This is a genomic window from Variovorax sp. J22G73 (assembly GCF_030317035.1).
Taxonomy (GTDB): domain Bacteria; phylum Pseudomonadota; class Gammaproteobacteria; order Burkholderiales; family Burkholderiaceae_C; genus Variovorax.
The window spans coordinates 298,316-321,742 of sequence record NZ_JASZYK010000004.1 but is presented as its reverse complement, the minus strand read 5'-3'; the positions used below and the strand labels follow the sequence as shown (position 1 = coordinate 321,742).

22 protein-coding genes are annotated in these 23,427 nt (G+C 69.6%); 5 read left to right on the top strand and 17 right to left on the bottom strand.

Annotated elements, in window-relative coordinates:
- Positions 1–19: 19 nt before the first annotated feature.
- Positions 20–778, top strand: a complete 759-nt coding sequence (locus tag QTI51_RS18000) for a sulfite exporter TauE/SafE family protein (protein WP_116909366.1) — start codon at positions 20–22, stop codon at positions 776–778.
- An 18-nt stretch (positions 779–796) separates the two neighbouring features.
- Here the strand turns inward: QTI51_RS18000 and QTI51_RS17995 are convergent, their stop codons facing one another.
- From QTI51_RS17995 to QTI51_RS17975, 5 genes are all read right to left on the bottom strand, one after another.
- Positions 797–1,156, bottom strand: coding sequence for a DUF1428 domain-containing protein (locus QTI51_RS17995; RefSeq protein ID WP_116909365.1), 360 nt, complete (start codon positions 1,154–1,156; stop codon positions 797–799).
- A 112-nt stretch (positions 1,157–1,268) separates the two neighbouring features.
- Positions 1,269–2,741: a DHA2 family efflux MFS transporter permease subunit gene (locus QTI51_RS17990; protein ID WP_116909364.1), complete on the bottom strand. Its 1,473-nt coding sequence runs from the start codon at positions 2,739–2,741 to the stop codon at positions 1,269–1,271.
- Positions 2,742–2,746: 5 nt separating this feature from the next.
- A complete protein-coding gene (locus QTI51_RS17985; RefSeq protein WP_116909363.1) occupies positions 2,747–3,166 on the bottom strand; it encodes a VOC family protein in 420 nt (139 codons plus the stop codon).
- A 14-nt stretch (positions 3,167–3,180) separates the two neighbouring features.
- The gene (locus tag QTI51_RS17980) at positions 3,181–3,708 is read right to left on the bottom strand and encodes an SRPBCC family protein (RefSeq protein WP_116909362.1); all 528 of its coding nucleotides are present in this window, start codon (positions 3,706–3,708) and stop codon (positions 3,181–3,183) included.
- Between the two features lie 55 nt (positions 3,709–3,763).
- Positions 3,764–4,213: a VOC family protein gene (locus tag QTI51_RS17975; protein ID WP_116909361.1), complete on the bottom strand. Its 450-nt coding sequence runs from the start codon at positions 4,211–4,213 to the stop codon at positions 3,764–3,766.
- A gap of 133 nt (positions 4,214–4,346) precedes the next feature.
- Between QTI51_RS17975 and QTI51_RS17970 the strand changes: the two genes are divergently transcribed.
- Positions 4,347–5,000, top strand: a complete 654-nt coding sequence (locus QTI51_RS17970) for a TetR/AcrR family transcriptional regulator (RefSeq protein WP_116909360.1) — start codon at positions 4,347–4,349, stop codon at positions 4,998–5,000.
- Between the two features lie 48 nt (positions 5,001–5,048).
- Here the strand turns inward: QTI51_RS17970 and QTI51_RS17965 are convergent, their stop codons facing one another.
- The 10 genes from QTI51_RS17965 to QTI51_RS17920 are packed head-to-tail and all read right to left on the bottom strand — an operon-like array spanning position 5,049 to position 17,474.
- On the bottom strand, positions 5,049–5,540 hold the full coding sequence (locus QTI51_RS17965) for a MarR family winged helix-turn-helix transcriptional regulator (protein WP_116909359.1): 492 nt from the start codon (positions 5,538–5,540) through the stop codon (positions 5,049–5,051).
- Positions 5,541–5,585: 45 nt separating this feature from the next.
- Complete coding sequence (locus tag QTI51_RS17960; RefSeq protein WP_116909358.1) at positions 5,586–7,349, bottom strand: acyl-CoA dehydrogenase family protein; 1,764 nt, start codon at positions 7,347–7,349, stop codon at positions 5,586–5,588.
- Between the two features lie 20 nt (positions 7,350–7,369).
- Complete coding sequence (locus QTI51_RS17955; protein WP_116909357.1) at positions 7,370–9,106, bottom strand: tannase/feruloyl esterase family alpha/beta hydrolase; 1,737 nt, start codon at positions 9,104–9,106, stop codon at positions 7,370–7,372.
- Positions 9,107–9,163: 57 nt separating this feature from the next.
- Positions 9,164–9,907, bottom strand: a complete 744-nt coding sequence (locus QTI51_RS17950) for an ABC transporter ATP-binding protein (RefSeq protein WP_116909356.1) — start codon at positions 9,905–9,907, stop codon at positions 9,164–9,166.
- A gap of 1 nt (position 9,908) precedes the next feature.
- The gene (locus QTI51_RS17945; protein WP_116909355.1) at positions 9,909–11,720 is read right to left on the bottom strand and encodes a branched-chain amino acid ABC transporter ATP-binding protein/permease; all 1,812 of its coding nucleotides are present in this window, start codon (positions 11,718–11,720) and stop codon (positions 9,909–9,911) included.
- Position 11,721: 1 nt separating this feature from the next.
- Complete coding sequence (locus QTI51_RS17940) at positions 11,722–12,762, bottom strand: branched-chain amino acid ABC transporter permease (protein WP_286516054.1); 1,041 nt, start codon at positions 12,760–12,762, stop codon at positions 11,722–11,724.
- 40 nt (positions 12,763–12,802) lie between these two features.
- Complete coding sequence (locus tag QTI51_RS17935; RefSeq protein ID WP_116909353.1) at positions 12,803–13,951, bottom strand: ABC transporter substrate-binding protein; 1,149 nt, start codon at positions 13,949–13,951, stop codon at positions 12,803–12,805.
- A gap of 58 nt (positions 13,952–14,009) precedes the next feature.
- Positions 14,010–14,807, bottom strand: a complete 798-nt coding sequence (locus QTI51_RS17930) for an SDR family NAD(P)-dependent oxidoreductase (protein WP_116909352.1) — start codon at positions 14,805–14,807, stop codon at positions 14,010–14,012.
- A gap of 31 nt (positions 14,808–14,838) precedes the next feature.
- Entirely contained in the window at positions 14,839–16,704 is a 1,866-nt protein-coding gene (locus tag QTI51_RS17925; protein WP_116909351.1) for a feruloyl-CoA synthase, read from the bottom strand.
- Entirely contained in the window at positions 16,701–17,474 is a 774-nt protein-coding gene (locus tag QTI51_RS17920; RefSeq protein ID WP_116909350.1) for a crotonase/enoyl-CoA hydratase family protein, read from the bottom strand. The genes QTI51_RS17925 and QTI51_RS17920 overlap by 4 nt, the downstream gene beginning before the upstream one ends.
- Positions 17,475–17,578: 104 nt before the next feature.
- Between QTI51_RS17920 and QTI51_RS17915 the strand changes: the two genes are divergently transcribed.
- Complete coding sequence (locus tag QTI51_RS17915) at positions 17,579–18,490, top strand: amidohydrolase family protein (protein WP_286516055.1); 912 nt, start codon at positions 17,579–17,581, stop codon at positions 18,488–18,490.
- Positions 18,491–18,505: 15 nt separating this feature from the next.
- Here the strand turns inward: QTI51_RS17915 and QTI51_RS17910 are convergent, their stop codons facing one another.
- Positions 18,506–19,393 (bottom strand): MurR/RpiR family transcriptional regulator, encoded by an 888-nt coding sequence (locus QTI51_RS17910; RefSeq protein WP_116909641.1) that lies wholly within the window; start codon positions 19,391–19,393, stop codon positions 18,506–18,508.
- A 122-nt stretch (positions 19,394–19,515) separates the two neighbouring features.
- On the opposite strand from QTI51_RS17910, the gene QTI51_RS17905 reads away from it, so the two are divergent.
- Both QTI51_RS17905 and QTI51_RS17900 read left to right on the top strand, forming a co-directional pair.
- Positions 19,516–20,511, top strand: coding sequence for a Bug family tripartite tricarboxylate transporter substrate binding protein (locus QTI51_RS17905; protein WP_116909348.1), 996 nt, complete (start codon positions 19,516–19,518; stop codon positions 20,509–20,511).
- Positions 20,512–20,533: 22 nt separating this feature from the next.
- Positions 20,534–21,484: a M14 family metallopeptidase gene (locus QTI51_RS17900; protein WP_116909640.1), complete on the top strand. Its 951-nt coding sequence runs from the start codon at positions 20,534–20,536 to the stop codon at positions 21,482–21,484.
- Positions 21,485–21,497: 13 nt separating this feature from the next.
- On the opposite strand, the gene kefC is transcribed toward QTI51_RS17900, so the two are convergent.
- A complete protein-coding gene (gene kefC / locus QTI51_RS17895) occupies positions 21,498–23,426 on the bottom strand; it encodes a glutathione-regulated potassium-efflux system protein KefC (protein WP_286516056.1) in 1,929 nt (642 codons plus the stop codon).
- Position 23,427: the final 1 nt, after the last annotated feature.

Here is a 23,427-nt window from a genome sequence, read left to right as displayed (position 1 = left end):
CCCAGTTTCCAGCTTCTCCATGGCCTTTCCACTCATCACCGACCCGTACTTCTACGCGGTCGCCATTCCCGCCGTGCTGCTGCTCGGCATCAGCAAGAGCGGCTTCGGCGCGGGCTTCGGTTCGCTCGCGGTGCCGATGATGGCGCTGGCCGTGACGGTGCCGCAGGCGGCCGCCATCCTCATGCCGCTGTTGCTGCTGATGGACGTGCTGGGCCTGGCGGCGTTCCGGCGCGACTTCGACCGCTCGCTGCTCAAGTTCCTGGTTCCCTTCGGCCTGCTGGGCACGGTGATCGGCACGCTGCTGTTTCGCATGCTGTCGGCGCACACGGTGGCGGGCATCGTGGGCGTGTTCACGCTGGTGTTCCTGGCGCAGCGCCTGCTGTTCCCGCCGAAGCCGAACGATCCGCTGCCCTCGCGCGGCGTGGGCGCGTTGCTGACCACGGTGTCTGGCTTCACCAGCTTCATCGCGCACGCGGGCGGCCCGCCGATCAACGCCTACGTGATTCCGCTGCGGCTCTCGCCGGTGGTGTTCACGGCCACCATGGCGTACTTCTTCTTCGTGGTGAACCTGAGCAAGTGGATTCCCTACGCATGGCTGGGGCTCATCGACCTGCGCACGCTGGCCACCTCGCTGGTGCTGATGCCGATCGCGCCCTTCGGCGTGTGGGTCGGCATTCGCATCGCGCGGCGCATCGACGCGACGTGGTTCTACCGCTTCGTGTATTTCGGGATGCTGCTCACCGGCCTGAAGCTTGTCTACGACGGCTTCCTGGCCTGAACAGCTGCTCGCGCGGGCTCAGAACTCGACGATGCTCTTGAAGCCGCCGAAGATCATCCGCTTCGCATCGAAGGGCATGGTCTTCGGGTCCATCGACGCGATGCGCGGGTCGGCCATGACCTTGGCGTTCACCGTGTCGCGGTGCTTGCGCGACTTGTAGGTGATCCACGAGAAGGCCACCGTCTCGTCGGCCTTCTGCTTCACGCTCTGCGGAAACGAGGTGAGCTTGCCGGGCTTCACGTCGTCGGCGATGCACTCCACGTACTCAAGCGCGCCGTACTCCATCCACACCTTGCCGGCCTTGCGCGCCAGCTTGCGGTAGGCCTCGACGTTGGCGGTGGGAACGGCGACGATGAATCCGTCTACATAGCGGGCCATGGTGTTTCTCCTGAACAAAGAGTGGAAACGTTGGAGGAAGAAAAGCGGCATCTGCATGGCTTGCATGGCTTGCATGGCTTGCACGGCTTGCGTGGTTCGCATGGCGCGGTGCTCATGACGCCGCCGTTTCGCGGGACGTGGCCGCGTCGCCGCCGTGCTGCATCTGGCCCGGCATGGCCGAGCGAAGCAGCAAGGCCCCGATCAACCCCGCCGCCGCCGCGAACACGGCACCCACGAGAAACGCCAGGTTGTAGCCCCCGGTGAGCGCCAGCGGCAGCTGCGCGCCGGCGGCGTCCATCGACTCGGTGCGCGCCGCCGCGGCGCTGGCCAGCACGGCCAGGCCCAGCGCGCCGCCCAGCATGAAGGCGGTGTTGACCACGCCCGAGGCCAGCCCCGAGTCGCTCGGGCTCACCTCGCTCATGGCCGCCAGCAGCACCGGGTTGAAGGCCATGCCCGCGCCCAGGCCGAGCAGCATCATGCCGGGCAGCACGTCGACCACGAAGCTGCCGTTGACCGGCGCGCGCGCGAACAGCGCCAGCCCGATGGCCGCCAGCCACAACCCCGCGGCCAGCGGCTTGCGGATGCCGAAGCGCATCACGATCCTGGCGGACAGGCCCAGCGAGAACACCGCCATGATGATGTTCGCCGGCAGGAAGGCCAGGCCGATCTGCATGGGCGTGTAATTGAGCACCAGCTGCATGTACAGCGCCGAGATGAAGAACCACGCGAACATGGCCGCGGCCCACAGCACGCCCACCACGTTGGCCACCGACACGCTGCGCAGCCTGAACAGGCCCAGCGGCATCAGCGGATGGCGCACCCGCGACTCGATGGCGATGAACGCCGCCAGCAGCACCACCGCCGCGCCGAGCAGCCCGAGCGTCTGCGTGGAAGCCCAGCCGGCCTCGTTGCCGTTGACCACGCCGTACACCGCGAGCATGAGCGACAGCGTGACCGTGACGGCGCCGGCCACGTCCAGCTTCTCGCCGTGCGCATGGCCACGCGCGCCGGGCAGCAGCGCCACGCACAGCGCGTACACCGCCACGCCGATGGGCAGGTTCACCAGGAAGATCCAGTGCCAGCTCAGCGTGCTCGTCAGCAGCCCGCCCAGCAGCACGCCGATGCTGCCGCCGCCCGCGCACACGAAGCCGTACACGCCCATGGCCTTGGCGCGGTCGGCCGGCTCGGTGAACAGGTTCATGATGAGCGAGAGCGACACGGCCGACACCACCGCGCCGCCCAGGCCCTGCACCGCGCGCGCGGCCACCAGCAGGCCCTGCGAGGTCGACACGCCGCACGCCAGCGACGCCAGCGTGAACAGCACCAGCCCCGCGAGGAACACGCGGCGGTGGCCGTACAGGTCGCCCAGCCGCCCGCCCAGCAGCAGGAAGCCGCCGAAGGTGAGCATGTAGGCGTTCACCACCCACACCAGCGAGGTTTCGCTGAAGCCCAGGTCGGTGCGGATGGAGGGCAGCGCCACGTTCACGATCGTGGTGTCGAGCACGATCATCAGCACGCCCAGGCACAGCACCATCAGCGCGAGCCAGCGCTTGCGGTTGTCGAGCGGGACGGCCGTCGCTGTCATCGCCGTCACAGCAGGGGCTTGCCGCCGTTGACGAGCCACGGCGTGCCGAAGCGGTCGGTGACCATGCCGAAGGCCTCGACCCAGAAGGTCTTGTCGTACGGCATGCCGACCTTGCCGCCTCCGGCGAGGGCGTCGAACACGCGCCGGCCCTCGGCCACGGTGTCCAGCGTGAGCGCCACGCCGAAGCCCTTCATGCCCTCGTAGGGCTGGCCGGGCATGCTGTCGGAGGCCATGAGCAGGCCGCCGCCGTAGGCCAGCGCGGCATGCATGATGCGGTTGGCCGCGCCGGGCGGAAACTGCTCCGCGCCGGGCGCCTCGCCCATGGTCATCATCATCTGCAGGGTGCCGCCGAGCGTCTTCTCGTAGAAGCGCATGGCCTCGGCGGCGTTGCCGTCGAACGTGAGGTAGGCGTTGATGGGGGACATGGGTTTTTCCTTGCTTACTTTTCGGTGGCGGTCTTCAGATTGGCGAGGCCTGCTTCGAAGTCCTTGCCGATCATCTGGTCCATGTTGAAGAAGATGCCCATGAGCTTGGCGATGTACGGGCTCTCGCCCTGCATCGACCAGGTCACCTGGGTGGAATTGCCTTGCGGCTGCAGCGTGAACTCCGCGAGGTTGTGGCCTTCGATGGGCTTGGTGAAGTCGAGGTTGATGCCCACCTTCGACGCGGGCACAGACTCGATGATTTCCATGCGCCCCGCGCCCGCCTTGCCGTCGCTCTCCCAGGCATAGGTGGCGCCCTTGCCGCTGGCGGCGCCACCGAAGCTGCGCTTCATGGCGGGGTCCAGCTTTTCGTAGGGCGACCACGTGCCCCAGCGGTGGAAGTCGTCGATCAGCGCAAAGATCTTCTCGGCCGGCGCGTCGATGCGCGCGGTGCGCTCCACGCGAAAGGTGCCGGGCCGGGTGGCCGCGAAGATCAGCAGCGCGGCGATGGCGGCGACGATGACGAGGGCGATGGTCTTGAGCATGGAAGGCGTCTCTGGCGAAGGGTGTGGATGACGTGCAGGTGATGGGTCGACCGGGTCAGCTCGCTTGATGCACCACCAGCAGCCAGCTCACGCCGAAGCGGTCGTTCAGCATGCCGAAGCTGGAGGTGAAGAAGGTGGGCATCAGCGGCTGCATCACCTGGCCGCCGTCGGCCAGCGCGTCGAACCACTGGCGGGCCTCGGCGTCGGTGCTGGCGGTCAGGGCGAGCATCACGCCCTTGAACTCGGGCTGGCCGGAGCAGCGGCCGTCGGAGGCCATGAGCTCGGTTTCGCCGATGCGCACCACGGCGTGCATCACCTTGTCGCCGCTGGGGGTGGCGCCGCCGCAGCTGGCGTCGGCGCTGTCCGAGGGGGCACTCGAGGTGGCGTCCGTTGGGGCCTCGCTGTAGCGCATCAGCTGCACGACCTCGGCGCCTAGCGCCTTCTTGTAGAAGCCGAGCGCTTCGTCGCAGCGGCCTTCGAACGAGAGATACGACTGGACTTTCATGGCAACTCCTTGGGTTTCGAGGATGGGTGTGTTGCAGGCCCCGGTGTCTGGTTCCGCAAACGATCTGATTAAGTTGTGTACACCGTCCACAAAGAATAGCAGGGATAATGGACAGTGTCCACATGGAAATCAGATGAAGCTCAACAACGTCCCAGAAAGCCTGCCGCCCGCCCGCAGCACCTACCGCCACGGTGACCTGCGCAGGGCCTTGCTGGACGCGGGCATCGAGCTGGCGCGCGACGGCGGCCCCGACGCCGTGGTGCTGCGCGAAGCCACGCGGCGCGTGGGCGTGGTGCCTAACGCGGCGTACCGCCACTTCGGCAGCCGGCAGGAACTGCTGCTGGCCGTGCGCGCGGAGGCGCTGGCCGCCGCGGCGGGCGCCATGGAAAAGGAACTGGCCGTGCTCCCCTGTGACCAGCCGCCCGCCGACTTCGCGCGCGCGCAGGTGCGCGCCATCGGCACCGCCTACCTGGGCTTCGCGCAGGCCGAGCCCGGCCTGTTCCGCACGGCGTTCGTGATCTCCGACGAGGGCCGCGGCGAGCTGGGCCCGGCCAAGGCCGGCGCGAGCGGGCTCGACCCCTTCGAGCTGCTGGGCAAGGCCATCGACCGCCTGGTGGACGCCGGCGTGCTCGACCCGGCGCGGCGGCCCAATGCCGAATACCTCGCGTGGTCGGCGGTGCACGGGCTGGCGCTGCTCATCATCGACGGGCCGTTGCGCGGCACCGATGCGCGGGCGATCCACGCGCTGGGCCAGCAGCTGATCGACATGGTCGAGCGCGGGCTGTAAGGCTGTAGGGCGGCTGGGCAGAAAGGGCTCCAGCCGCCGCGCCAGCAGCTAGAGATAGATCTTCTGCAGCAGCTTGATCAGCGTCTCGCGCTCGCGGGCGCTGAGCTTGGCGCTGGCGTCGGCCTCGAGCTGCACCACGGCCTGCTCGGCCTCGCGGATCAGCGCTTCGCCGTCCGGCGTCAGGTGCAGGCCCACCGCGCGGCCGTCGTGCGGATGCGGCCGGCGCTCGATGAGGCCGCGGCTGTCCAGCGTGGCCACCAGGCTCACCAGGTTCGGCGGCAATATGTCCAGCGCATTGCACAGCTGGCGCGAGGTGGCGCCGGGGTTGTGCGCGAGCAGGGAGAGCACCGAGAAGTCGATCTGCTTCAGGCCGTAGGGCGCCATGCGCTCGGCGAAGAAGGCACTCACGATGAGCCATGCGCGGCGCGCGTTGTAGCCGACCAGCGCTTCGAGCATGCGTGCGTCGAGCCGGTCGGGCTTGCCTTGCGAGGCCATGTTCAGCTCGCTTTTCGCGGCCACGGATTTCGGGGAAGACGCCATGGCACGAGCGTAACCGCCCGGCCGGGCCGCGACGGTGCCTGTTGGTTACCGCGCGACACCGGCGCGCTCCCCGCCCTGCGCCGAGTGCGTGAGCGCCACGGTCTCGCAGGCCTTCTTGACGATGCCCAGCCGCATCTCGAACTCGGGCAGCACCCAGCGCCGGAAGGCGGCGGCCGCGCGGGCCTTGCCCGCATCCTGCGGCGCGGCCACTTCGATGCGCGCCCAGGCCCAGGCCATCATCGTGAGCATCGTCACGCGCAGGTAGTCGTCGGCCACCTCGTGCGGCAGCACCGGGTTGGCATGCGCGGCCATTGCCACGGTGGTGCCCAGGTAGCGCAACTGCGCGAGCCGGCGCTGCACGTCGGCGTCGGCCTCGCGCGAGGCGTCGAGCGTGTCGCGCAGCTCCAGCAGCACGGCCGACATGCCGGCGCCGCCGTCGGGCAGCACCTTGCGCACCAGCAGGTCGATGGCCTGGATCTCGTTGGTGCCCTCGTAGATCATGGTCACGCGTGCGTCGCGCACGATCTGCTCGATGCCCCATTCGCGCACGTAGCCGTGGCCGCCGAACACCTGCAGGCATTCGCTCGCACCCTGGAAGGCCTGCTGCGTGCACGCCGCCTTCAGCACCGGCGTGACGAACGAGCACCAGCGCTGCGCGCGTTCGCGCGCCTTGGGATCGGCGTCGTGCGCGGCCACGTCGAGCATCAGCGCGCTGCGGTAGGCCAGCGTGCGCGCGCCGTCGATCCAGGCGCGCTGCGTGTCGAGAATGCGGCGCACCGCCGGGTGCTCGGCGATCAGGTCCGCGCTTTCACTGCCGCGGCTCGCGGGCACCGGGCCGGGCGCGCGCATCTGGCGGCGCTCGGCCGCATAAGCGTCGGCCTTCTGCCAGGCCGCGTCGAGCAGGCCGATGCCCTGCAGCGCCACGTGCAGGCGGGCTGAATTCATCATCACGAACATCGCGGCCAGCCCGCGGCCGGGCTCGCCGACCAGCCAGCCGGTGGCGTCGTCGAAGCGCATCGTGCAGGTGGGGCTGCCGTGCAGGCCCATCTTTTCCTCGATGCGCTCGCAGTGCACCGCGTTGCGCATGCCGTCGGGCAGCAGCTTGGGCACCAGCACCAGCGACAGGCCCTTGGGGCCCGCCGGTGCATCGGGCAACCGGCACAGCACCAGGTGCACGATGTTCGGCGTCAGGTCGTGTTCGCCGCCGGAGATGAAGATCTTGCCGCCGGTCACGCGCAGGCTGCCGTCCGCCTTCTCTTCATGGGGCACAGCGCGCGTGCGCACCTGGCCCAGGTCGCTGCCCGCATGCGCTTCCGTCAGGCACATGGTCGCGAGCCATTCGCCGGTCGCGATCTTCGACAGGTAGCGCTGCTTCAGCGCATCGCTGCCGTGGTGCTTCAGGCAGGCATAGGCGCCGTGCAGCAGGCCGGGCGCCATCGTGAGGCCGTGGTTGGCGGCTGCCAGCCATTCGTACAGCACGGCCTCGAGCACCGCGGGCAGGCCCTGGCCGCCGTCTTCGGTGGCGGCGGACAGCGCGGGCCAGCCACCGTCGACAAAGGCCTGGTAGGCCTCGCGAAAGCCCGGCGGCGACACCACCTCGCCGGCGGCGAAGCGGCAGCCGGTTTCATCGCCGCCGCGGTGGAGCGGCGCCACCACCTCGCCGACGAAGCGGCCGGCCTCGTCGAGCACCTGCGACTGCAGCGCCTCGTCGACCTCGGCGAACGGCGCAAGCGCGCGCAGGCGGGCCGGTGCGTCGAGCACGGCGTTCAGCAGGAAGCGGATGTCGTCGGGGCGGGGCTGGTAGTCCATCGGGGGCTCGGGTTCGGAATTCAGGGGGCCTTGCACGCGAAGCTGCTCGCGCGCTCGGTGTCGCCGCCGGTGTAGGTGGCAACTTGCGGGTAGGGGCACAGCGGCCGCGTGCGCTGGGCGGACCAGTTCGAAGGCACCTCGGCGTTCGGCACCGGCGTGCCCGCGCCGCGCGCGGCGGCAACGACCGATGCGGGTGCCTTGCCCTGTTCGACCCAGTCGACCAGCGCGCCCAGCATGTCGAACTGGTCGGTGGCCGGGCCGCCCGCGCAGTGGTTCATGCCGGGCACGGGAAAGTAGCGTGCGAATGAAGAGGCATCGCCGCCGTTGGCCGCCTGCACGCGCTCGTACCAGGCGGCCGTGTCGTCCGACGAGAACACCGGGTCGCTGGTGCCGTGGTAGACGATCATGCGGCCGCCCCGGTCGCGCAGCGCGCCGAGCTGGGCTGCGTCCGGCGGCGTCATGAACGACAGCGCCGATTCGCGGAACACGCCGTCGGTGGCCGCGATGCGCGGCGCGTCGCGGTCCATGTCGAAGCCCAGCGCAAAGGGCAGGCCCTGCGGCCGGTCGGCCAGCGGCGGCGTGCTGAAGATGAAGGCCACGGCGCCCGCGTCGCGCGTGGGCGGGCTCGCGAACTTCCACTCGCGCCAGTTGGCGCCGCTCACGCCCGCGTCGAACGGAAAGCTGCTGTACAGCGGCTGGCCCGCGCTGTTGCGCGCGCCCTTGAACACGTCGGAGAGCGCCTGCTTCTGTGGCGCGCTCAGGCACTGGCCGTCGCGCGCATTCGTCGCGCCGGCGGCGCAGGTGGGCACGGCGGTCTGGATGTCGAAGCGCGTCCTGCAGGCCTGCAGGTTCGACACGATGCCATCGGCCAGGCCGTCGAGCGCATCGCAGCGCTGCAGCACCTTGTCGGCCACCAGCTTCATCTCGGCCGGGGTGAAGGCGCTCTGCAGGTCGGGCTGGCCCTGCGGCGTTCTCGCGCTGGCGACGGCCGCGTACCGCTGCGCGCCATACAGCTGCGCCACCGCCGCCTTCGGCAGGTTGAAGCCCGGGTCGCCCGCGAGGATGCCGTCGTACTGGCCGGCCGAGCGCACCGCGGCCACCATCGCATGCCGCCCGCCGTTGGAGCAGCCGCCGAAGTAGGAGCGGTCGGGCTCGCGCCCGTAGGCCTTGGCGATGAGGTTCTTCGCCATCGGCGTGAGCTGCGCGACGGCGTTGTAGCCGTAGTCGAGCCGCGCCTGCGGGTCCAGCCCGAAGCGCGGGCCCATCGCGCCGGCGTGGCCCGCGTCGGAACTGATGACGGCGAAGCCCATCTGCAGCGCGCTGCTGCGCGGGCCCCCACCGCCGATGCCGCCGAGCGCGGGCAGCACCACGCCGTCGAGCCCGCCGTTGGCCTGGTAGAAGAAGCGCCCGTTCCATGCGGCGGGCAGCCGCATCTCGAAGCCGATGGCGTAGCGCTGGCCGTCGACGGGGCTCGTGCGTTCGTTCATGCGGCCCTGCACCAGGCAGTGCGCGGGCGTGGCCATGGCCACGCCGCCGACCGTGACGCTGCCCGCCGGCACGTCGGTGACCGACGTGTAGACCGTGCCCGGCAACGCGGCGCGCGCGGCCAGGTCGGTGCAAGCCTGCAGCGCGCCGGGGCGCGCGGCGGCCAGCGGTGCATGCGTTGCCGGCGGTCGGCCCGCACACGCCGCGAGCAACGCGGCAACGCCGAGCGCGCTCGCGCACAGGCCGATGTGAAGATGGCGCGGTCGTGTCATGTCGTCTCCTTGCCGCGGCGGGCGCGGCGTGCTTGTCGGTTCGCCGCTCGTGCAGGTTCAGGCGGCCTTGCGCGCCGCACCCAGGTAGGTGTCGATCACGCGCGAATCCACCGCCAGCTTCCTGGCCTCGCCCTCGAGGCTCACGCTGCCCATCTCGAGCACGTAGCCGTGGTCGGCCACCTCGAGCGCGGCGCGCGCGTTCTGTTCCACCAGCAAGATCGTCACGCCCGTGGCGCGCAGCGCATCGACCGTGCGAAAAATCTCCTGCACCACCAGCGGCGCCAGGCCCAGGCTGGGCTCGTCGAGCATCAGCAGCGTGGGGCGCGACATCAGCGCGCGGCCCACCGCCAGCATCTGCCGCTCCCCGCCCGAGAGCGTGCCGGCCAGCTGCGCGCGGCGCTCCTTCAGGCGCGGGAACAGCGTGTAGACCTCGTCGATGCGGTCTCGCCACTGCTTGTTGCGCAGGCGCACCTGGCGGAAGGCGCCGAGCACCAGGTTGTCTTCCACCGGCATCGTGCCGAACAGCTCGCGCTTCTCGGGCACCAGCGCAATGCCGAGCATCACGCGCTCTTCCAGCGACAGCGCCGAGATGGGCTGGCCCTTGAACTCGATGACGCCCCTGGAAGGCAGCACGCCCATCAGCGCGTTCAGCAGGGTCGACTTGCCGGCCCCGTTCGGCCCGATCACCGTCACCACGCTGCCCTGGCCGGCCTGCAGGTCGATGCCGTGCAGCACTTCGGCGCGGCCGTAGCCGGCGTGCAGGTCGCGAATGCGGAGCAAGGGGGTGTTGCTGCTCGTCATGTCAATGCTCCGTGCCGAGGTACGCGGCGCGCACCTTGTCGCTGCCCTGCACTTCGGAGGGCGTGCCCTCCATCAGGTGCGTGCCGAATTCCATCACCACGATGTGGTCGCAGATGTCCATCACCAGGCCCATGTCGTGTTCCACCAGCAGGATGCTCATGCCCTCGCCGCGCAGCTGCCGCAGCACCTTGCCCAGCGCTTCCTTTTCCTTGTGGCGCAGGCCGGCCGCGGGCTCGTCGAGCAGCAGCAGGGCCGGGTCGGCGCACAGGGCGCGCGCAATCTCCAGCAGGCGCTGCTGGCCCATGGCCAGGTTGCCCGCGAGCTCGTGCAGGTGCTCGCCCATGCCCACGCGCTGCAGCTGGCGCTCGGCCTCGCGGAACAGCGCGCGCTCTTCGGCGCGGTCGATGCGCAGCATGGCCGCGATGGCGCCCTTGCGCCCGCGCAGGTGCGCGCCCAGCGCCACGTTTTCCAGCACCGTCATGTCGGCCACCATCTTCACGTGCTGGAAGGTGCGCGACACGCCGCGCTGCGCGATCTGCCGCGCGCCCAGCCCGCCGATGGCCTCGCCCCGGAAGCGAACCGCGCCGCTCGTGAGACCGAGCACGCCGGTCACCAGGTTGAAGGTGGTCGACTTGCCCGCGCCGTTCGGCCCGATGAGGCCGACGATCTGCCCGGCGCGGGTTTGAAAGCTGATGTCGTTCACCGCCACCAGCCCGCCGAAGGTCTTGCGGATGGCCTGCACGTCGAGCACCACCTCGCCGGCCGCCGGCCGGGCGCGCGCGGGCAGGTCCCTGGCGCCTTGCCAGTCGACGCTGCGGCGCGGGCGCGGCAGGCGCCGGTCGACAAAGGCCCAGAGCCCGTCGGGCAGGTACTTGAGCACCAGCACGATCATGATGCCGAACACGATCAGCTCGTAGCTGCCGGCCGTGCCGATGAGCTTGGGCAGCAGCACCTGCAGCTGGTCTTCCAGCAGCTTGACGATGCCCGCGCCCGCAATGGCGCCCCACACGTGGGCCGCGCCGCCGAGCACCACCATGAAGAGGTACTCGATGCCCATCTTCAGCCCGAAGGGCGAGGGGTTCACCGTGCGCTGGAAGTGCGCGAACAGCCATCCCGAGATGGAGGCCAGCATGGCCGCGAGCACGAAGATGCCGATCTTGAAGCGCAGCGTGTTCACGCCCATGGCCTCGGCCATCTGCGAGCCGCCGGCCAGCGAGCGGATGGCGCGGCCGCTGCGCGAGTCGAGCAGGCGAATCACCGCGAAGGCCGCAAGAATCGCGAACAGCCAGACCACGCCGTAGAACAGACGCTGTTGTCCGAACTCGAAGCCGAACAGCGACAGCCCCTTCACGCCCAGGATGCCGTCGTACTTGCCGAGCGCGTCGAGGTTGCCCATGAGGTAGTACAGCGACAGCGCCCATGCAATGGTCGCCAGCGGCAGGTAGTGGCCCGACATGCGTAGCGTGATCGCGCCGATGATCGCGGCGCTCAGGCCGGTCAACGCCAGCCCGATGAACAGCGTGACCCACGGCGACAGCCCGGTGTTCACCGTGAGGTAGGCGGTGGTGTATGCCCCGATGCCCACGAACGCGGCCTGCCCGAAGGAGGTGAGCCCGCCCACGCCGGTGAGCAGCACCAGGCCGAGCACGGGCAGCGTGTAGATGCCGATGTAGTTGAGCTGGATGATCCAGAAGTCGGGCAGCGGCAGGAAGGGCAGGGCTGCCAGCACCAGGATCAGCGCGAGCGGGCCCCAGGTGCGCAGCGCGCTCTTGTCGGGCGCCTGTGTCTGGGTCGGGTCGAGTAGCGCTTCCATGTCAATGCTCCTCGTCCGAATGCCCGCTGGTCAGCGAACGCCACAGCAGCACGGGCAGGATGATGGTGAACACGATCACTTCCTTGAACGAGCTCGCCCAGAAAGAGCCGAAGGCCTCGATGACGCCCACGGCCAACGCGCCCAGCAACGCGCCGGGGTAGCTGGCCAGGCCGCCGATGACTCCGGCCACGAAACCTTTCAGCCCGATGAGAAAGCCCGAGTCGTAGAAGATCGTGGTCGTCGGCCCGATCAGCAGGCCCGACAACGCACCGATGAGCGCTGCCATGGCGAAGGTGAGCTGGCCCGCGGCCTGCGTGGAAATGCCCATGAGCCGCGCGCCCAGCCGGTTCACCGCCGTCGCGCGCAACGCCTTGCCGTACAGGCTGCGCTCGAAGAAAAGGTACAGCAGCACGATCAGCGCCGCCGACATCGCGAAGATGATCAGCGCCTGCCCGCTCACGTTCAGCGGCCCCAGCGCCATGCGCTCGTCCCAGAACGGCGGGTTGCGAAAACCCTCCGCGCCGAAGAACAGCAGGCCCAGCCCCGTCATCGCGAAGTGCACGCCCACCGAGACGATCAACAGCACCAGCGAGCTCGCGCCCGCCAGCGACTGGTAGGCCACGCGGTACACCAGCGGCCCGAAGGCCGTGACGATGAACACCGTGAGCAGCGCCTGCACGCCGATGGGCAGGTTGCGCGGGCCGGCCCAGGCCGACACCGCGCAGATGACGGCCGGCAGCGCAAAGGTGCGCAGCGCCGCCTTCAGCCCGCTGGCCGCGCTGCCGCTGTGGCGCCAGGTGGTCGCCAGGTCCATCAGCGCGGCGACGCCGGCGAGTATCAGCAGCAGCCACACCGTGCCCGGCGTCTTGCCGGTCTGGAAGATCGCCAGCGTCAGCGCGCCGTACGCCACGAATTCGCCCTGCGGAATGAAGATGACGCGGGTCACCGTGAAGACCAGCACGATGCCCATGCCCAGCAGGGCATAGATCGCGCCGTTGGTGAGTCCGTCCAGCGTCAGGATGCTGGCGATCGACAAGTCCATGGCGTGGGGTGCAGGCTGTGCGAGATGGTCTGGAAAGGAATTACTGCTCGACCTTGAACGCGCCGTTCACCACCTTGAGCATCACGCCGGTCTCGGTCGTGTAGCCCCAGTGGTCCTGCGCCGTCCAGTTGAGCACGCCGTGCGCGAGCACCGTGCGGCCCATGCCTTCGAGCGCGTCGCGCAGCGCGGCGCGGAACTCCGGCGTGCCGGGCTTGGCCTTCTTCAGCGCGACCGGCACGGCCTTCTCGAGCACCGTGAGCGCGTCGGCCGCATGGCCCGCGAACTGGTTGCGCGAGCCGGGGCCGTAGGCCTTCTCGTAGCCCTGCACGAAGGCCACGGCCGCGGCCTTCGAGGGGTGGCTGTCGGGCAGCTGCTCGGCCACCGTGGCGGGGCCCGACACCACGAAGGTGCCTTCGGCGTCCTTGCCGGCGGTGCGCATCAGGTCTTGCGTGGCGGCGGCGTGCGTCTGGTAGACCTTGCCCTTGAAGCCGCGCTCCATCACCGCTTTCTGCGGCATGCCGGCACCGCTGCCCGAGGCCACGATCAGGATGGCATCGGGGTTGGCGGACGTGAGCTTCAGCACCTGGCCGGTCACGCTGGTGTCGGCGCGCGCGAAGCGCTCGGTGGCGACGATCTTGATGCCGTTCTTGGCGGCCTCGGCCGTCAGCGCCTTCAGCCACAGCTCGCCGTAGGCGTCGGTGTAGCCGAGGAAGCCGACCGTCTTCACGTTCTGCTTCTTCATGTGCGCGACCACGGCGTAGGCCATGACGTCGTTCGACTGCGGCAGGCGGAAGAACCACTTGTCCTTGCCCGGCGGCAGGCCGGCCGGGGCGGTCGACAGCTGCGGCGTGCCGGCTTCTGCTGTCACGTCGGCCATGGGAATGGCGACCGGCGTGGCGCTGGAGCCGACGATGACGTCGGCCTTGTCCTCGGTGACCAGGCGCTGCGCGTCCTTCACGCCCGTGGTCGGGTCGGTGGCGTCGTCGAGCACCACCACCTTGAGCGTTTCGCCGGCGATGGTCTTGGGCCAGATGGCGATGCCGTTCTTCACCGGAATGCCCAGTCCCGAGGCGGGGCCGGTGAGCGGCTGCACCACGCCGATGGTGATGTCGGCGTGGGCCAAGCCGATGCTCATGCCCATGCTCATGAGCGCCAGCACGGCGGCGAGGGTGGTCTTCTTGAAGGTCATCGATGTCTCCTGGTATGTCTTTGCAAAACTGGAACGCGGAACGAAAAAAGACGGGGGCTCAGCGCGGCGCCATGCGCAGCGCGCCGTCGAGCCGGATCACCTCGCCGTTGAGGTGGCCGTTGGTGACCACGTGGCAGGCCAGCTCGGCGAACTCCGACGGCTTGCCCAGGCGCGGCGGAAACGGAATGGACGCGGCCAGCGAGTGCTGCACCGGCTCGGGCAGCTCCAGCAGCAGCGGCGTGGCGAACAGGCCCGGCGCCACCGTGCACACGCGGATGGCGTGCTGCGCCAGGTCGCGCGCCATCGGCAGCGTCATGCCCACCAGCCCGCCCTTGGAGGCGCTGTAGGCCTGCTGGCCCACCTGGCCGTCGAAGGCGGCGACCGAGGCGGTGAAGAGCATCACGCCCCTTTCACCTTTTTCATCGCCGTTGTCGAGCGTCGCGAGCTTCGCGCAGCGCGCGGCGAACAGGCGCGCCATGTTGTAGCCGCCGACCAGGTTGATGTTGACCACGCGCACGAAGTCTTCCAGCGGCGCGGGGTTGCCGTCCTTGCCGACGATGCGCTTGGCGCTGCCGATGCCGGCCACGTTCATCAGGATGCGCGCGGGGCCGTGCGCGGCCTCGGCCTTGTCGAGCGCGGCGTTCACGCTGTCGGTGTCGGTGATGTCGCAGACGCAGGCCACGGCGCGGCCCTTGCCGAATTCTTCGCCGATTTCCGCGGCAACTTTCTCGGCGAGCGCGGCGTTGCGGTCGAGCACGGCCACCTTGGCGCCCAGCCGCGCGAGTTCGCGCGCGGTGGCTTCGCCCAGGCCCGATGCGCCGCCGGTGACGAGGGCGGTTTGTCCTTCGATCTTCATGTGTGTGGTCTCCTGGAAGCGTGAGCGTGGATCAGCGGGGTACGAGGGTGAAAGGCAGCGTGCCGGCATGCATCGCATCGGCCAGCGCGGCGCGGTGCTTGAGCACGGCGCGCTGGTTGATGGAGCCCTTGTCGGTCACCTCGCCCTTGTCGATGGAAGGCGGCTCGGCCATCAGGTGCAGCCGCGCGACGCGGTTGGCGCTGCCGGTGCCGCTGGCCGACAGCTCTTCGGCCACCTGCTGGAAGTGCGCCTGCACGGGCGCGCTCTCGAGCACCTGCTGCATCGTGGCGTCGGCGCCGAGGCCCGCGAGCTGGCGCACCTTCTGCGTGGGGAAGACCAGCGCGCCGACTTCCTTCAGGTTGATGCCGGTGAGCACCGCGTCCTGCACATAGGGCGAGCCGGCCGCGATGATCTTCGCGCGCAGCGGGCCCACGCTCACGAAGGTGCCGGTGGCGAGCTTGAAGTCTTCGGCGATGCGGCCGTCGAAGCGCAGGCCGCGGTGGATGTTGGCGTCGTCGATCCACTTCACGGCGTCGCCGGTGGAGAAGAAGCCCTCTTCGTCGAAGGCCTCGGCCGTGGCCTCGGGCGCGCGCCAGTAGCCGGGCGTGATGTTGGGGCCGCGGTAGCGCACCTCGGTCTTGCCGTCGACGTCGATCAGCTTCAGCTCGATGCCCGGCGCGGGCAGGCCCACGTCGCCGGACTTCACGTCGGGGCCCGTCACGTACAGCGCGAAGGGGCCCGACTCGGTCATGCCCAGGCCGGTGCCCATGACGATGCGCTCGCCCACCTCCGACTCCTGCGTCTTGTGCAGGCTGTCCCACACGGGCTGCGACAGCGCCGCGCCCGAGTAGAAGAACATCTTCACGCGCGACAGCAGGTTGCGCCGCAGCACGGCGTCGGTTTCCATGGCCTGCGCGATGGCCTCGAAGCCGGTGGGCACGTTGAAGTAGATGGTGGGCGCAATTTCGCGCAGGTTGCGCAGCGTCTCGGCCATGCCGGCGGGCGTGGGCTTGCCGTCGTCCACGTAGAGCGTGCCGCCGTTGTCCAGCACGATGCCCACGTTGTGGTTGCCGCCGAAGGTGTGGTTCCAGGGCAGCCAGTCGACCAGCACCGGCGGCTCGTCGCCCAGCGCGGGAATCGACTGGCGCAGCTGCTGCTGGTTGGCGCACCACATGCGGTGCGTGTTGACCACGGCCTTGGGCATCTTGGTGGAGCCCGAGGTGAAGAGAAACTTGGTGATGGTGTCGGGGCCGGTGGCGCGCATGGCCTCGTCGATGGCGGGCGTGGCGGGCGTCGAGGCCAGCGCATCGAACGCGGTGACGGCGCGGCCTTCGAGCGTGCCTTCTGCAAGCACCACTTCGGTGTCGGCGGGAACGACGGCGGCGATGGCGCGGGCGTAGCGCGCGGCGTCGCTCGCGAACACCAGGCCGGGCGTGAGCGTGTCCAGCACGTGGCGCAGCTTTTCGAAGTCCTGGCTCACGAGCGAGTAGGGCGGCGACACGGGGCAGTAGGGCACGCCTGCATACAGGCAGCCGAGCGCGAGCAGCGCGTGCTCGATGCCGTTCTCGCTGAGGATGGCCACGGGGCGCTCGGCGTCCAGGCCGCGCGCCAGCAGGGCCTGGCCGATGCCGCGCGCCTTGTGCAGCGCCTCGGCGTAGCTCACGCGGATCCATTCGCCGGTGCTGCCGTCGGCCAGCCGCTCGCGCCGGGCGATGAAGGTGCGCCCGGGGTCGATGTCGGCCCAGTGCTGCAGCCGGTCGGTCATGCGGTCGCGGTAGGGCGCCAGCGGGGTCTCGGCCTTCAGGTAGCGCGTGCCCGGCGCGCCTTCGCGCAGGGTGGCGCGCGTCACGCCGAAGGCCAGCGGGCGGTAGCGAATGGAGGCGTGAGCGGTTGTCATCCCTTGCTCACCTTGGCGCCGCGGCCTTCGAGAAAGTCGCGCACGCGCGCCTTGGCTTCGGGCGCGGCCTGCACGATGCCCGAGATGAGCGCCTCGGTGAAGAAGCCGTGGTCGGCCGACTGCTCGGCGATGCGCGGCAGCGCATGCATGAGGGCGTAGTTGGTCAGCGGCGCGTTGGTGGCGATGCGCTTGGCGAGTTCGAATGCCTTGTCGAAGGCGGTGCCCTCGTCGACCAGGTACTGCGCGAAGTTGGCGCGCTCGCCGTCCTCGGCGTTGTAGACGCGCCCGGTCATCATCATGTCGGTCATGCGCGCCACGCCGATGAGCTTGGGAATGCGCACCGAGCCGCCGCCGCCCACGAAGATGCCGCGCGAGCCTTCGGGCAGCGCGTAGAAGGTGCTCTTGTCGGCGACGCGGATGTGGCAGGCGCTGGCCAGCTCCAGCCCGCCGCCGACCACCGCGCCGTGCAGCGCCGCCACCACCGGCACCGGGCCGTGCTGGACCAGGTCGAGCGCGGCGTGCCACATGCGCGAATGCTGCAGGCCCTGGCCGGCGTCGCGCTCCTTCAGCTCGCTCAGGTCGAGGCCGGCGCAGAAGTGCGGGCCTTCGCCGTCGAGCACCGCGGCGCGCACGGTGGAGGGCAGCGTCTCGAAGGTGTTGCGCAGCGCGAGGATCAGGCCGTCGGACAGCGCGTTGCGCTTGGCGCCGCGCGTCAGGCGAACGATGGCGACTTCGTCGCGGATGTCGATGTGAAGGTCTGGATTGGTCATGATGGTGCTTGGGGTTGCGTTGGATTATGGTTATGAGAAATAATCAATTCAAGGCACTTGAGGCCTGCATTCCCTAGGGACTTACCCGTACCGGAGACAACGACATGGACCACCAGAACCTGATCGCGATCGACATCCACACGCACGCCGAAGTGAGCTGCTGGAACCCGTTCGACAACTACGGCGAGGAGTACGACCGCGCCGCCGACAAGTACTTCGGCTCCAGCGGCCGGCCCACCATCGCGGAGAGCGTGGCGTACTACCGTGAACGCAAGATCGGGCTGGTGATGTTCATGGTCGACGCGGAGTCGAACATGGGCCGGCGCCGCATTCCCAACGAGGAGATCGCAGAGCACGCGCAGAAAAACGCCGACATGATGATCGCCTTTGCCAGCATCGATCCGCACAAGGGAAAGATGGGCGCGCGCGAGGCGCGCCGGCTCATCGAGCAGCACGGCGTGAAGGGCTTCAAGTTTCACCCCACGGTGCAGGGCTACCACCCGTACGACAGGATGGCCTGGCCCATCTACGAGGTGATTGCCGAGTACGGGCTGCCGGCCATCTTCCACACCGGCCACAGCGGCATCGGCTCGGGTATGCGCTGCGGCGGCGGCCTGCGGCTGGAGTACAGCAACCCGATGCACCTGGACGACGTGGCCATCGACTTTCCGGACATGCAGATCGTCATGGCCCACCCCAGCTTTCCCTGGCAGGACGAGGCGCTGAGCGTGGCCACGCACAAGCCCAACGTGTGGATCGACCTGTCGGGCTGGAGCCCGAAGTACTTTCCGAAGCAGCTGGTGCAGTACGCCAACACGCTGCTGAAGGACCGCATCCTGTTCGGCAGCGACTACCCGCTGATCACGCCCGACCGCTGGATGCGCGACTTCGAGGTGGCGGGCTTCAAGCCCGAGGTGATGCCGGGCATCCTGAAGGGCAACGCGGTGCGGCTGCTGGGGCTGGACAAGGCGGCTGTTCCTGCAGCACCGGCCGCTCCGGCTGCACCGGCAGCTTGACCGGCCTCGGCTGCTTCAGCGGACCGAACCTGCGCGGCGCGCTGGGTCGGCCGCGTCGTTCCAGTGCTGCTCCCACAGGGCGTCGCCGCGTTCCAGCGCGGCGCCCAGTTCCTTCTTGCGGCGCTGCGCCACCGCGGTGATCAGCGCGTTGCACACCGACAGCGCCGCCGTGTAGGAGTCGAACGGCGAGGCGCTCGAGGTGCGCACCAGCAGCAGGTGGTCGGCCGATGCGGCCGCGGGCGCGGTGGGCCCGTCGGTCATCACGATGACCTTCGCACCCTTCTCGCGAAAGTACTTCGCCGCGCGCACGATGGCCAGCGAATGGCGCCTGAAGGTGGGCGTGAGCAGCACGTCGTGCTCGTCGATCCACAGCAGCTGGTCTTCCAGCAGCAGCGGGCTGGCCGAGGTCATGGAGCGCACGTCGGGCAGGCACATGTTCAGGTGCAGCGCCAGGTGGTTGGCCAGCTGCGCGCCGTGGCGCTGGCCCAGCACGTGCACGCGCGCCTTGCGCTGCGTGAGCAGGCGCACCGCGCCCTCGAACGCGGCCACGTCGAGCGAGGCGAAGGTGGCGGCCAGGTTGTGCTGGTCGTGCAGCAGCGCGTTGTCCAGGCAGGTGCGAATGGAGGCGTCGTCGCCGATGACGGCGTCCGCGCGCGTGGCGGGCGAGGCCAGCATCGCGGTCACTTCCTGGCGGGCTTCCATCTGCGCCTGCGCGAAGCTCTCGTAGCCCAGCTTGGCCAGCAGCCGCACCACGGTGGAGGCGCTGGTGCCCACGCTCCTTGCAAGGCTGGTGGCGGATTCGAGCAGCCCCTGCGGATGCTGCGCCTGCAGTTGCGCGATGAGGCGCTGCTCGCTCTTGGTGAGCTTCTTGCCGTAACCCGAGATGCGTTGGTTCAGATTCATGGTCGCGGGCATTCTGCATGCGAAGTCGTGTCGCAGCCGATTTTGCAATGACCATTGCAAAATTGAAATGATATTGCAACAATGCGTGCACTTTCAACTGCCCTCCCGGGACCAGGACCGCCATGAACCCCACCTTCACCGCTCCCGACCTGCGCCGACGCACGATGCTCGGCGCCGGCCTTGCCGCCCTGCTGCCGCTGGCCGCGCGCGCCGAGGCCTGGCCCGCGCGCCCGGTCACGCTGGTGGTGCCGTTCCCGGCCGGCGGCTCGGTGGACCTGATCGCGCGGCTGTACGCCGACCCGCTGTCGAAGGCGCTGGGCACGCCGGTGGTCATCGACAACCGCGCCGGCGCGGGCGGCTCCATTGCCAGCGCGCAGGTCTCGCGCGCCAAGCCCGACGGCTACACGCTGGTGGTGTCCTCGCAAAGCTCGCACCTGGCCAACCCGCTCACGCAGACCAACCCGGGCTACGACCCGATCAAGGACTTTGCGTCCATCAGCCAGCTGGCGCGCTCCATCAACGTGCTGCTGGTGAACCCGGCGGTGCCCGCGAAGACCTTCAAGGAGTTCGTGGCGCTGGTGAAGTCGCGCCCCGGCGAGCTCAACTTCTGCAGCGCCGGGCCGGGCAGCATGGGCCAGCTCAACGTGGAGCTGATGAAGTCGCAGCTGCAGCTCAACGCCACGCACGTGCCCTACCGCGGCGGCGGCCCGCTGGTGACGGCGCTGATCTCGAACGAAGTGCAGTTCGGCCTGGACAACCTCGCGCCCTTCCTGCCGCACATCCAGGCCGGCAAGCTGCGCGCGCTGGCGGTGGCGTCGCCCACGCGCGTGGCGGCGCTGCCCGACGTGCCCACCTTCGCCGAGCTGGGCTACCCGGTGCTGAACACCACCTCGTGGATCGGCCTGGCCGCGCCCGCGAAGACGCCGCCCGAGGTCATCGCGGCGCTGCACAAGGCGGTGCGCGCGGTGGCCGACCAGCCGGCCATGGCCGAGGCGCTGCTGTCGCGCGGCTCGCTGCCGCCCGAGGTGCAGTCGCCCGCGCAGTTCACGGCCATGATGTCGGAGCGACTGGTGGTGTACGGCGAGATGGTCAAGCGCGCGGGCATCCGTGGCGAATGAATCGAATGAAGCGAGCATGGCCATGACCGAATCGTCCTTCGCGCCCGACACCGCGCCGCTGGAGGTGCTGCCGCGCGACATCTCCGCCTACCGGCAAGGCAACACCGGCATCGACTACGTGCACCGCTTCGAGTCCGGCCGGCCCGGCCCGCACGTGCTGGTGAACGCGCTGACGCACGGCAACGAAATCTGCGGCATGGTCGCCGCCACGCACCTGCTGGACACCGGCGTGCGCCCGAAGGTGGGCACGCTCACGGTGAGCTTCGCGAACGTCGAGGCCTACGAGGCCTTCGACATCGAGCGGCCCTACGAGAACCGCCAGCTGGTGCACAACCTCAACCGCATCTGGTCGCCCGCCATGCTCGACGGCACCGCGCAAAGCCCCGAGCTGCGCCGCGCGCGTGCGCTGCGGCCGGTGCTGGACGCGGCCGACTACGTGCTGGACATCCACTCGACGCGCGCGCCGGTGCAGCCCTTCTGGGTGTACCCGGAGTTCGAGCGCAACGCGGGGCTGGCGCTGGCCATCGGCAACCCGCTGGTGCACCTGGTGATGCCCGTGGGCGGCGCGCCCGGCACGGGGGTGACGGCGTACGGCCGCCACGGCCAGGCGGGCGTGGACGGCGGCGCGGTGGTGGTGGAGTGCGGCCAGCATTTCAGCCAGTCGGCGGCCGACCTGGCCACCGACGTGACGCTGCGCTTCCTGGCGCACCTGGGGCTGGTCGATGCGGCGCCGGGCGCCGCGGCGAAGGTGTCGGCGCGCCGCTTCCGGCTGCTGGAGGTGCACATGGTCAAGACCGAGGGCTTTGCCTTCGCGCGGCCGGTGCTCGGCTTCGAGACCTTTCAGAAGGGCGAGCTGATCGCCGTCGACGCGGGCGAGGAAATTCGCTCGCCCTGCGACGACTGCACCATCTTCATGCCCACGCGCGCGCCGCTGGTCGGGCGCGAGGGCGTGTACCTGACGGTGGCCGTTTAAGCACGCGGGTGCCTCAGGGCACCTGCTGGGGCTGCTTCGGCTGCTTTGGTGGTTGCGATGGCTGCGATGGCTGTGGCTGTCCGGCCTGCGACGGCTGTTCGCCGTTCTCCCCTTCCGCCAGCTGGTCCCAGTCGAGCCCCGAGCGGCGCTGGCGCTCCTCGCGCTCGCGCGCCATCTGCTCCTCGAACTGCTGGCGGCCTTCCTTGTTGGCAGCGATGAGCTTGGCGCGGTCCTTGTAGTGCGGGTAGATCTCGTCGGCGAGCTTCAGGTTGCGCTGGCGAAACCGCATGGCCGATTCGCGCGCCTCGTGCGCCGGCCAGTTCAGCGCCTCGAGCACCGAGCGCGCGCTGCGCAACGACGACTCGAACACCTCGCGCTCCACCTCCGTCACGCCGCGGTCGCGCAGCTGGAACAGGTGCGTCACGTTGCGTGCCCGCGCGATGATGCGGGCCTGCGGAAAGTTCTCCTTCACCAGGTCGACGATTTCCAGCGACTGCTCGATGTCGTCCACCGCCACCACGATGGCCTTGGCCGTGCCGGCGCCCGCGGTGCGCAGCAGGTCGAGCCGGGTGGCGTCGCCGTAGAACACCCGAAAGCCGAACTGGCGCAGGCCTTCGACGGTGTCGGCGTCGTGGTCGAGCACGGTCACGCGCAGGCCCTGCGACATCAGCACGCGCCCGACGATCTGGCCGTAGCGCCCGAAGCCGCAGATGAGCACCTTGGCGTCCTGCTGCTCCGAGATTTCTTCCAGCTGCGGGCCGTTGTTGCGGCTGTAGCGCGGCAGCACGAACTTGTCGAGCAGCACCAGCAGCAGCGGCGACAGCAGCATCGACAGCGCCACGCCGCCGATCAGCAGCGAGGTGATCTCGGGCGGCAGCACGTCGGGGCCGGCGGCCTGGAACACCACGAAGGCGAACTCGCCGCCCTGCGCCAGCAGCAGCGTGAACACCGGCCGCTCCTGGTAGGCGATGCCCATGGCCTTGGCCAGCGTGTAGATCACCACCAGCTTGATGGCCATGAAGCCGACCACCAGCGCGGCCATGACCCAGGGGCTGGCAATGAGCACGCCGAAGTTGATCGACATGCCCACCGCGATGAAGAACAGCCCCAGCAGCAGGCCCTTGAAGGGCTCGATGTCGGTCTCCAGCTCGCGCCGGTATTCGCTTTCCGCCAGCAGCACGCCGGCCAGGAAGGCGCCCAGCGCCATCGACAGGCCCACCAGCTGCATCAGCGCGGCGATGGCCACCACCAGCAGCAGCGCGGCGGCGGTGAAGATCTCGGGCGTGTTGCTGCGCGCGATCCAGCGCAGCACGGGCCGCAGCAGCAGCCGGCCGCCGAGGATGATGCCGCCGATCACGCCGATGATCTTGGCCGCCTCCAGCGCGCGGTCCAGCCCGCTGATGGCCTGTTCGGCCGCGGTGGCGCCCGCCAGCAGCGGCAGCAGCGCCAGGATGGGAATGGCGGCCACGTCCTGGAACAGCAGGATCGAGAAGCCGGCCTGGCCGCTGGGCGTCTTCAGCAGGTTGCGTTCGCCGAACACCTGCAGCGCGATGGCCGTGGACGACAGCGCCAGGCCCAGCGCCGCCACCAGCGCCACGCGCCATTCGGCGCCCACCGCGCAGCCGGCGGCGAACAGCACCGCGGCGCAGCTCAGCACCTGCGCCGCGCCCCAGCCGAAGATGGGCCGGCGCAGGTTCCACAGGCGCTTGGGTTCCAGCTCCAGGCCCACCAGGAACAGCATGAGCACCACGCCGAACTCGGCGAAGTGCAGCACGTCTTCCACGCTGGACACCAGCCCCAGCCCCCAGGGGCCGATGGCGATGCCGGCCACGAGGTAGCCGATGATGGAGCCGAGCCCCAGGAACTTCGACAGCGGCACCACCAGCACGGCGGCGCCCAGGTAGATCAGGCTGCTGGTCAGCCAGGCGGGTGCGTGTTCCATG

Excerpts from the sequence above, each read along its gene's own strand:
- QTI51_RS17935 (WP_116909353.1), bottom strand. The coding sequence starts at position 13,951 with ATGACCTTCAAGAAGACCACCCTCGCCGCCGTGCTGGCGCTCATGAGC.
- QTI51_RS17965 (WP_116909359.1), bottom strand. The coding sequence starts at position 5,540 with ATGGCGTCTTCCCCGAAATCCGTGGCCGCGAAAAGCGAGCTGAACATG.
- QTI51_RS17930 (WP_116909352.1), bottom strand. The coding sequence starts at position 14,807 with ATGAAGATCGAAGGACAAACCGCCCTCGTCACCGGCGGCGCATCGGGC.
- QTI51_RS17980 (WP_116909362.1), bottom strand. The coding sequence starts at position 3,708 with ATGCTCAAGACCATCGCCCTCGTCATCGTCGCCGCCATCGCCGCGCTG.
- QTI51_RS17995 (WP_116909365.1), bottom strand. The coding sequence starts at position 1,156 with ATGGCCCGCTATGTAGACGGATTCATCGTCGCCGTTCCCACCGCCAAC.
- kefC (WP_286516056.1), bottom strand. The coding sequence starts at position 23,426 with ATGGAACACGCACCCGCCTGGCTGACCAGCAGCCTGATCTACCTGGGC.
- QTI51_RS17950 (WP_116909356.1), bottom strand. The coding sequence starts at position 9,907 with ATGACGAGCAGCAACACCCCCTTGCTCCGCATTCGCGACCTGCACGCC.
- QTI51_RS17960 (WP_116909358.1), bottom strand. The coding sequence starts at position 7,349 with ATGGACTACCAGCCCCGCCCCGACGACATCCGCTTCCTGCTGAACGCC.
- QTI51_RS17970 (WP_116909360.1), top strand. The coding sequence starts at position 4,347 with ATGAAGCTCAACAACGTCCCAGAAAGCCTGCCGCCCGCCCGCAGCACC.
- QTI51_RS17940 (WP_286516054.1), bottom strand. The coding sequence starts at position 12,762 with ATGGACTTGTCGATCGCCAGCATCCTGACGCTGGACGGACTCACCAAC.
- QTI51_RS17925 (WP_116909351.1), bottom strand. The coding sequence starts at position 16,704 with ATGACAACCGCTCACGCCTCCATTCGCTACCGCCCGCTGGCCTTCGGC.
- QTI51_RS17985 (WP_116909363.1), bottom strand. The coding sequence starts at position 3,166 with ATGTCCCCCATCAACGCCTACCTCACGTTCGACGGCAACGCCGCCGAG.
- QTI51_RS17905 (WP_116909348.1), top strand. The coding sequence starts at position 19,516 with ATGAACCCCACCTTCACCGCTCCCGACCTGCGCCGACGCACGATGCTC.
- QTI51_RS17920 (WP_116909350.1), bottom strand. The coding sequence starts at position 17,474 with ATGACCAATCCAGACCTTCACATCGACATCCGCGACGAAGTCGCCATC.
- QTI51_RS17945 (WP_116909355.1), bottom strand. The coding sequence starts at position 11,720 with ATGGAAGCGCTACTCGACCCGACCCAGACACAGGCGCCCGACAAGAGC.
- QTI51_RS17900 (WP_116909640.1), top strand. The coding sequence starts at position 20,534 with ATGACCGAATCGTCCTTCGCGCCCGACACCGCGCCGCTGGAGGTGCTG.
- QTI51_RS18000 (WP_116909366.1), top strand. The coding sequence starts at position 20 with ATGGCCTTTCCACTCATCACCGACCCGTACTTCTACGCGGTCGCCATT.
- QTI51_RS17955 (WP_116909357.1), bottom strand. The coding sequence starts at position 9,106 with ATGACACGACCGCGCCATCTTCACATCGGCCTGTGCGCGAGCGCGCTC.
- QTI51_RS17915 (WP_286516055.1), top strand. The coding sequence starts at position 17,579 with ATGGACCACCAGAACCTGATCGCGATCGACATCCACACGCACGCCGAA.
- QTI51_RS17910 (WP_116909641.1), bottom strand. The coding sequence starts at position 19,393 with ATGAATCTGAACCAACGCATCTCGGGTTACGGCAAGAAGCTCACCAAG.
- QTI51_RS17975 (WP_116909361.1), bottom strand. The coding sequence starts at position 4,213 with ATGAAAGTCCAGTCGTATCTCTCGTTCGAAGGCCGCTGCGACGAAGCG.
- QTI51_RS17990 (WP_116909364.1), bottom strand. The coding sequence starts at position 2,741 with ATGACAGCGACGGCCGTCCCGCTCGACAACCGCAAGCGCTGGCTCGCG.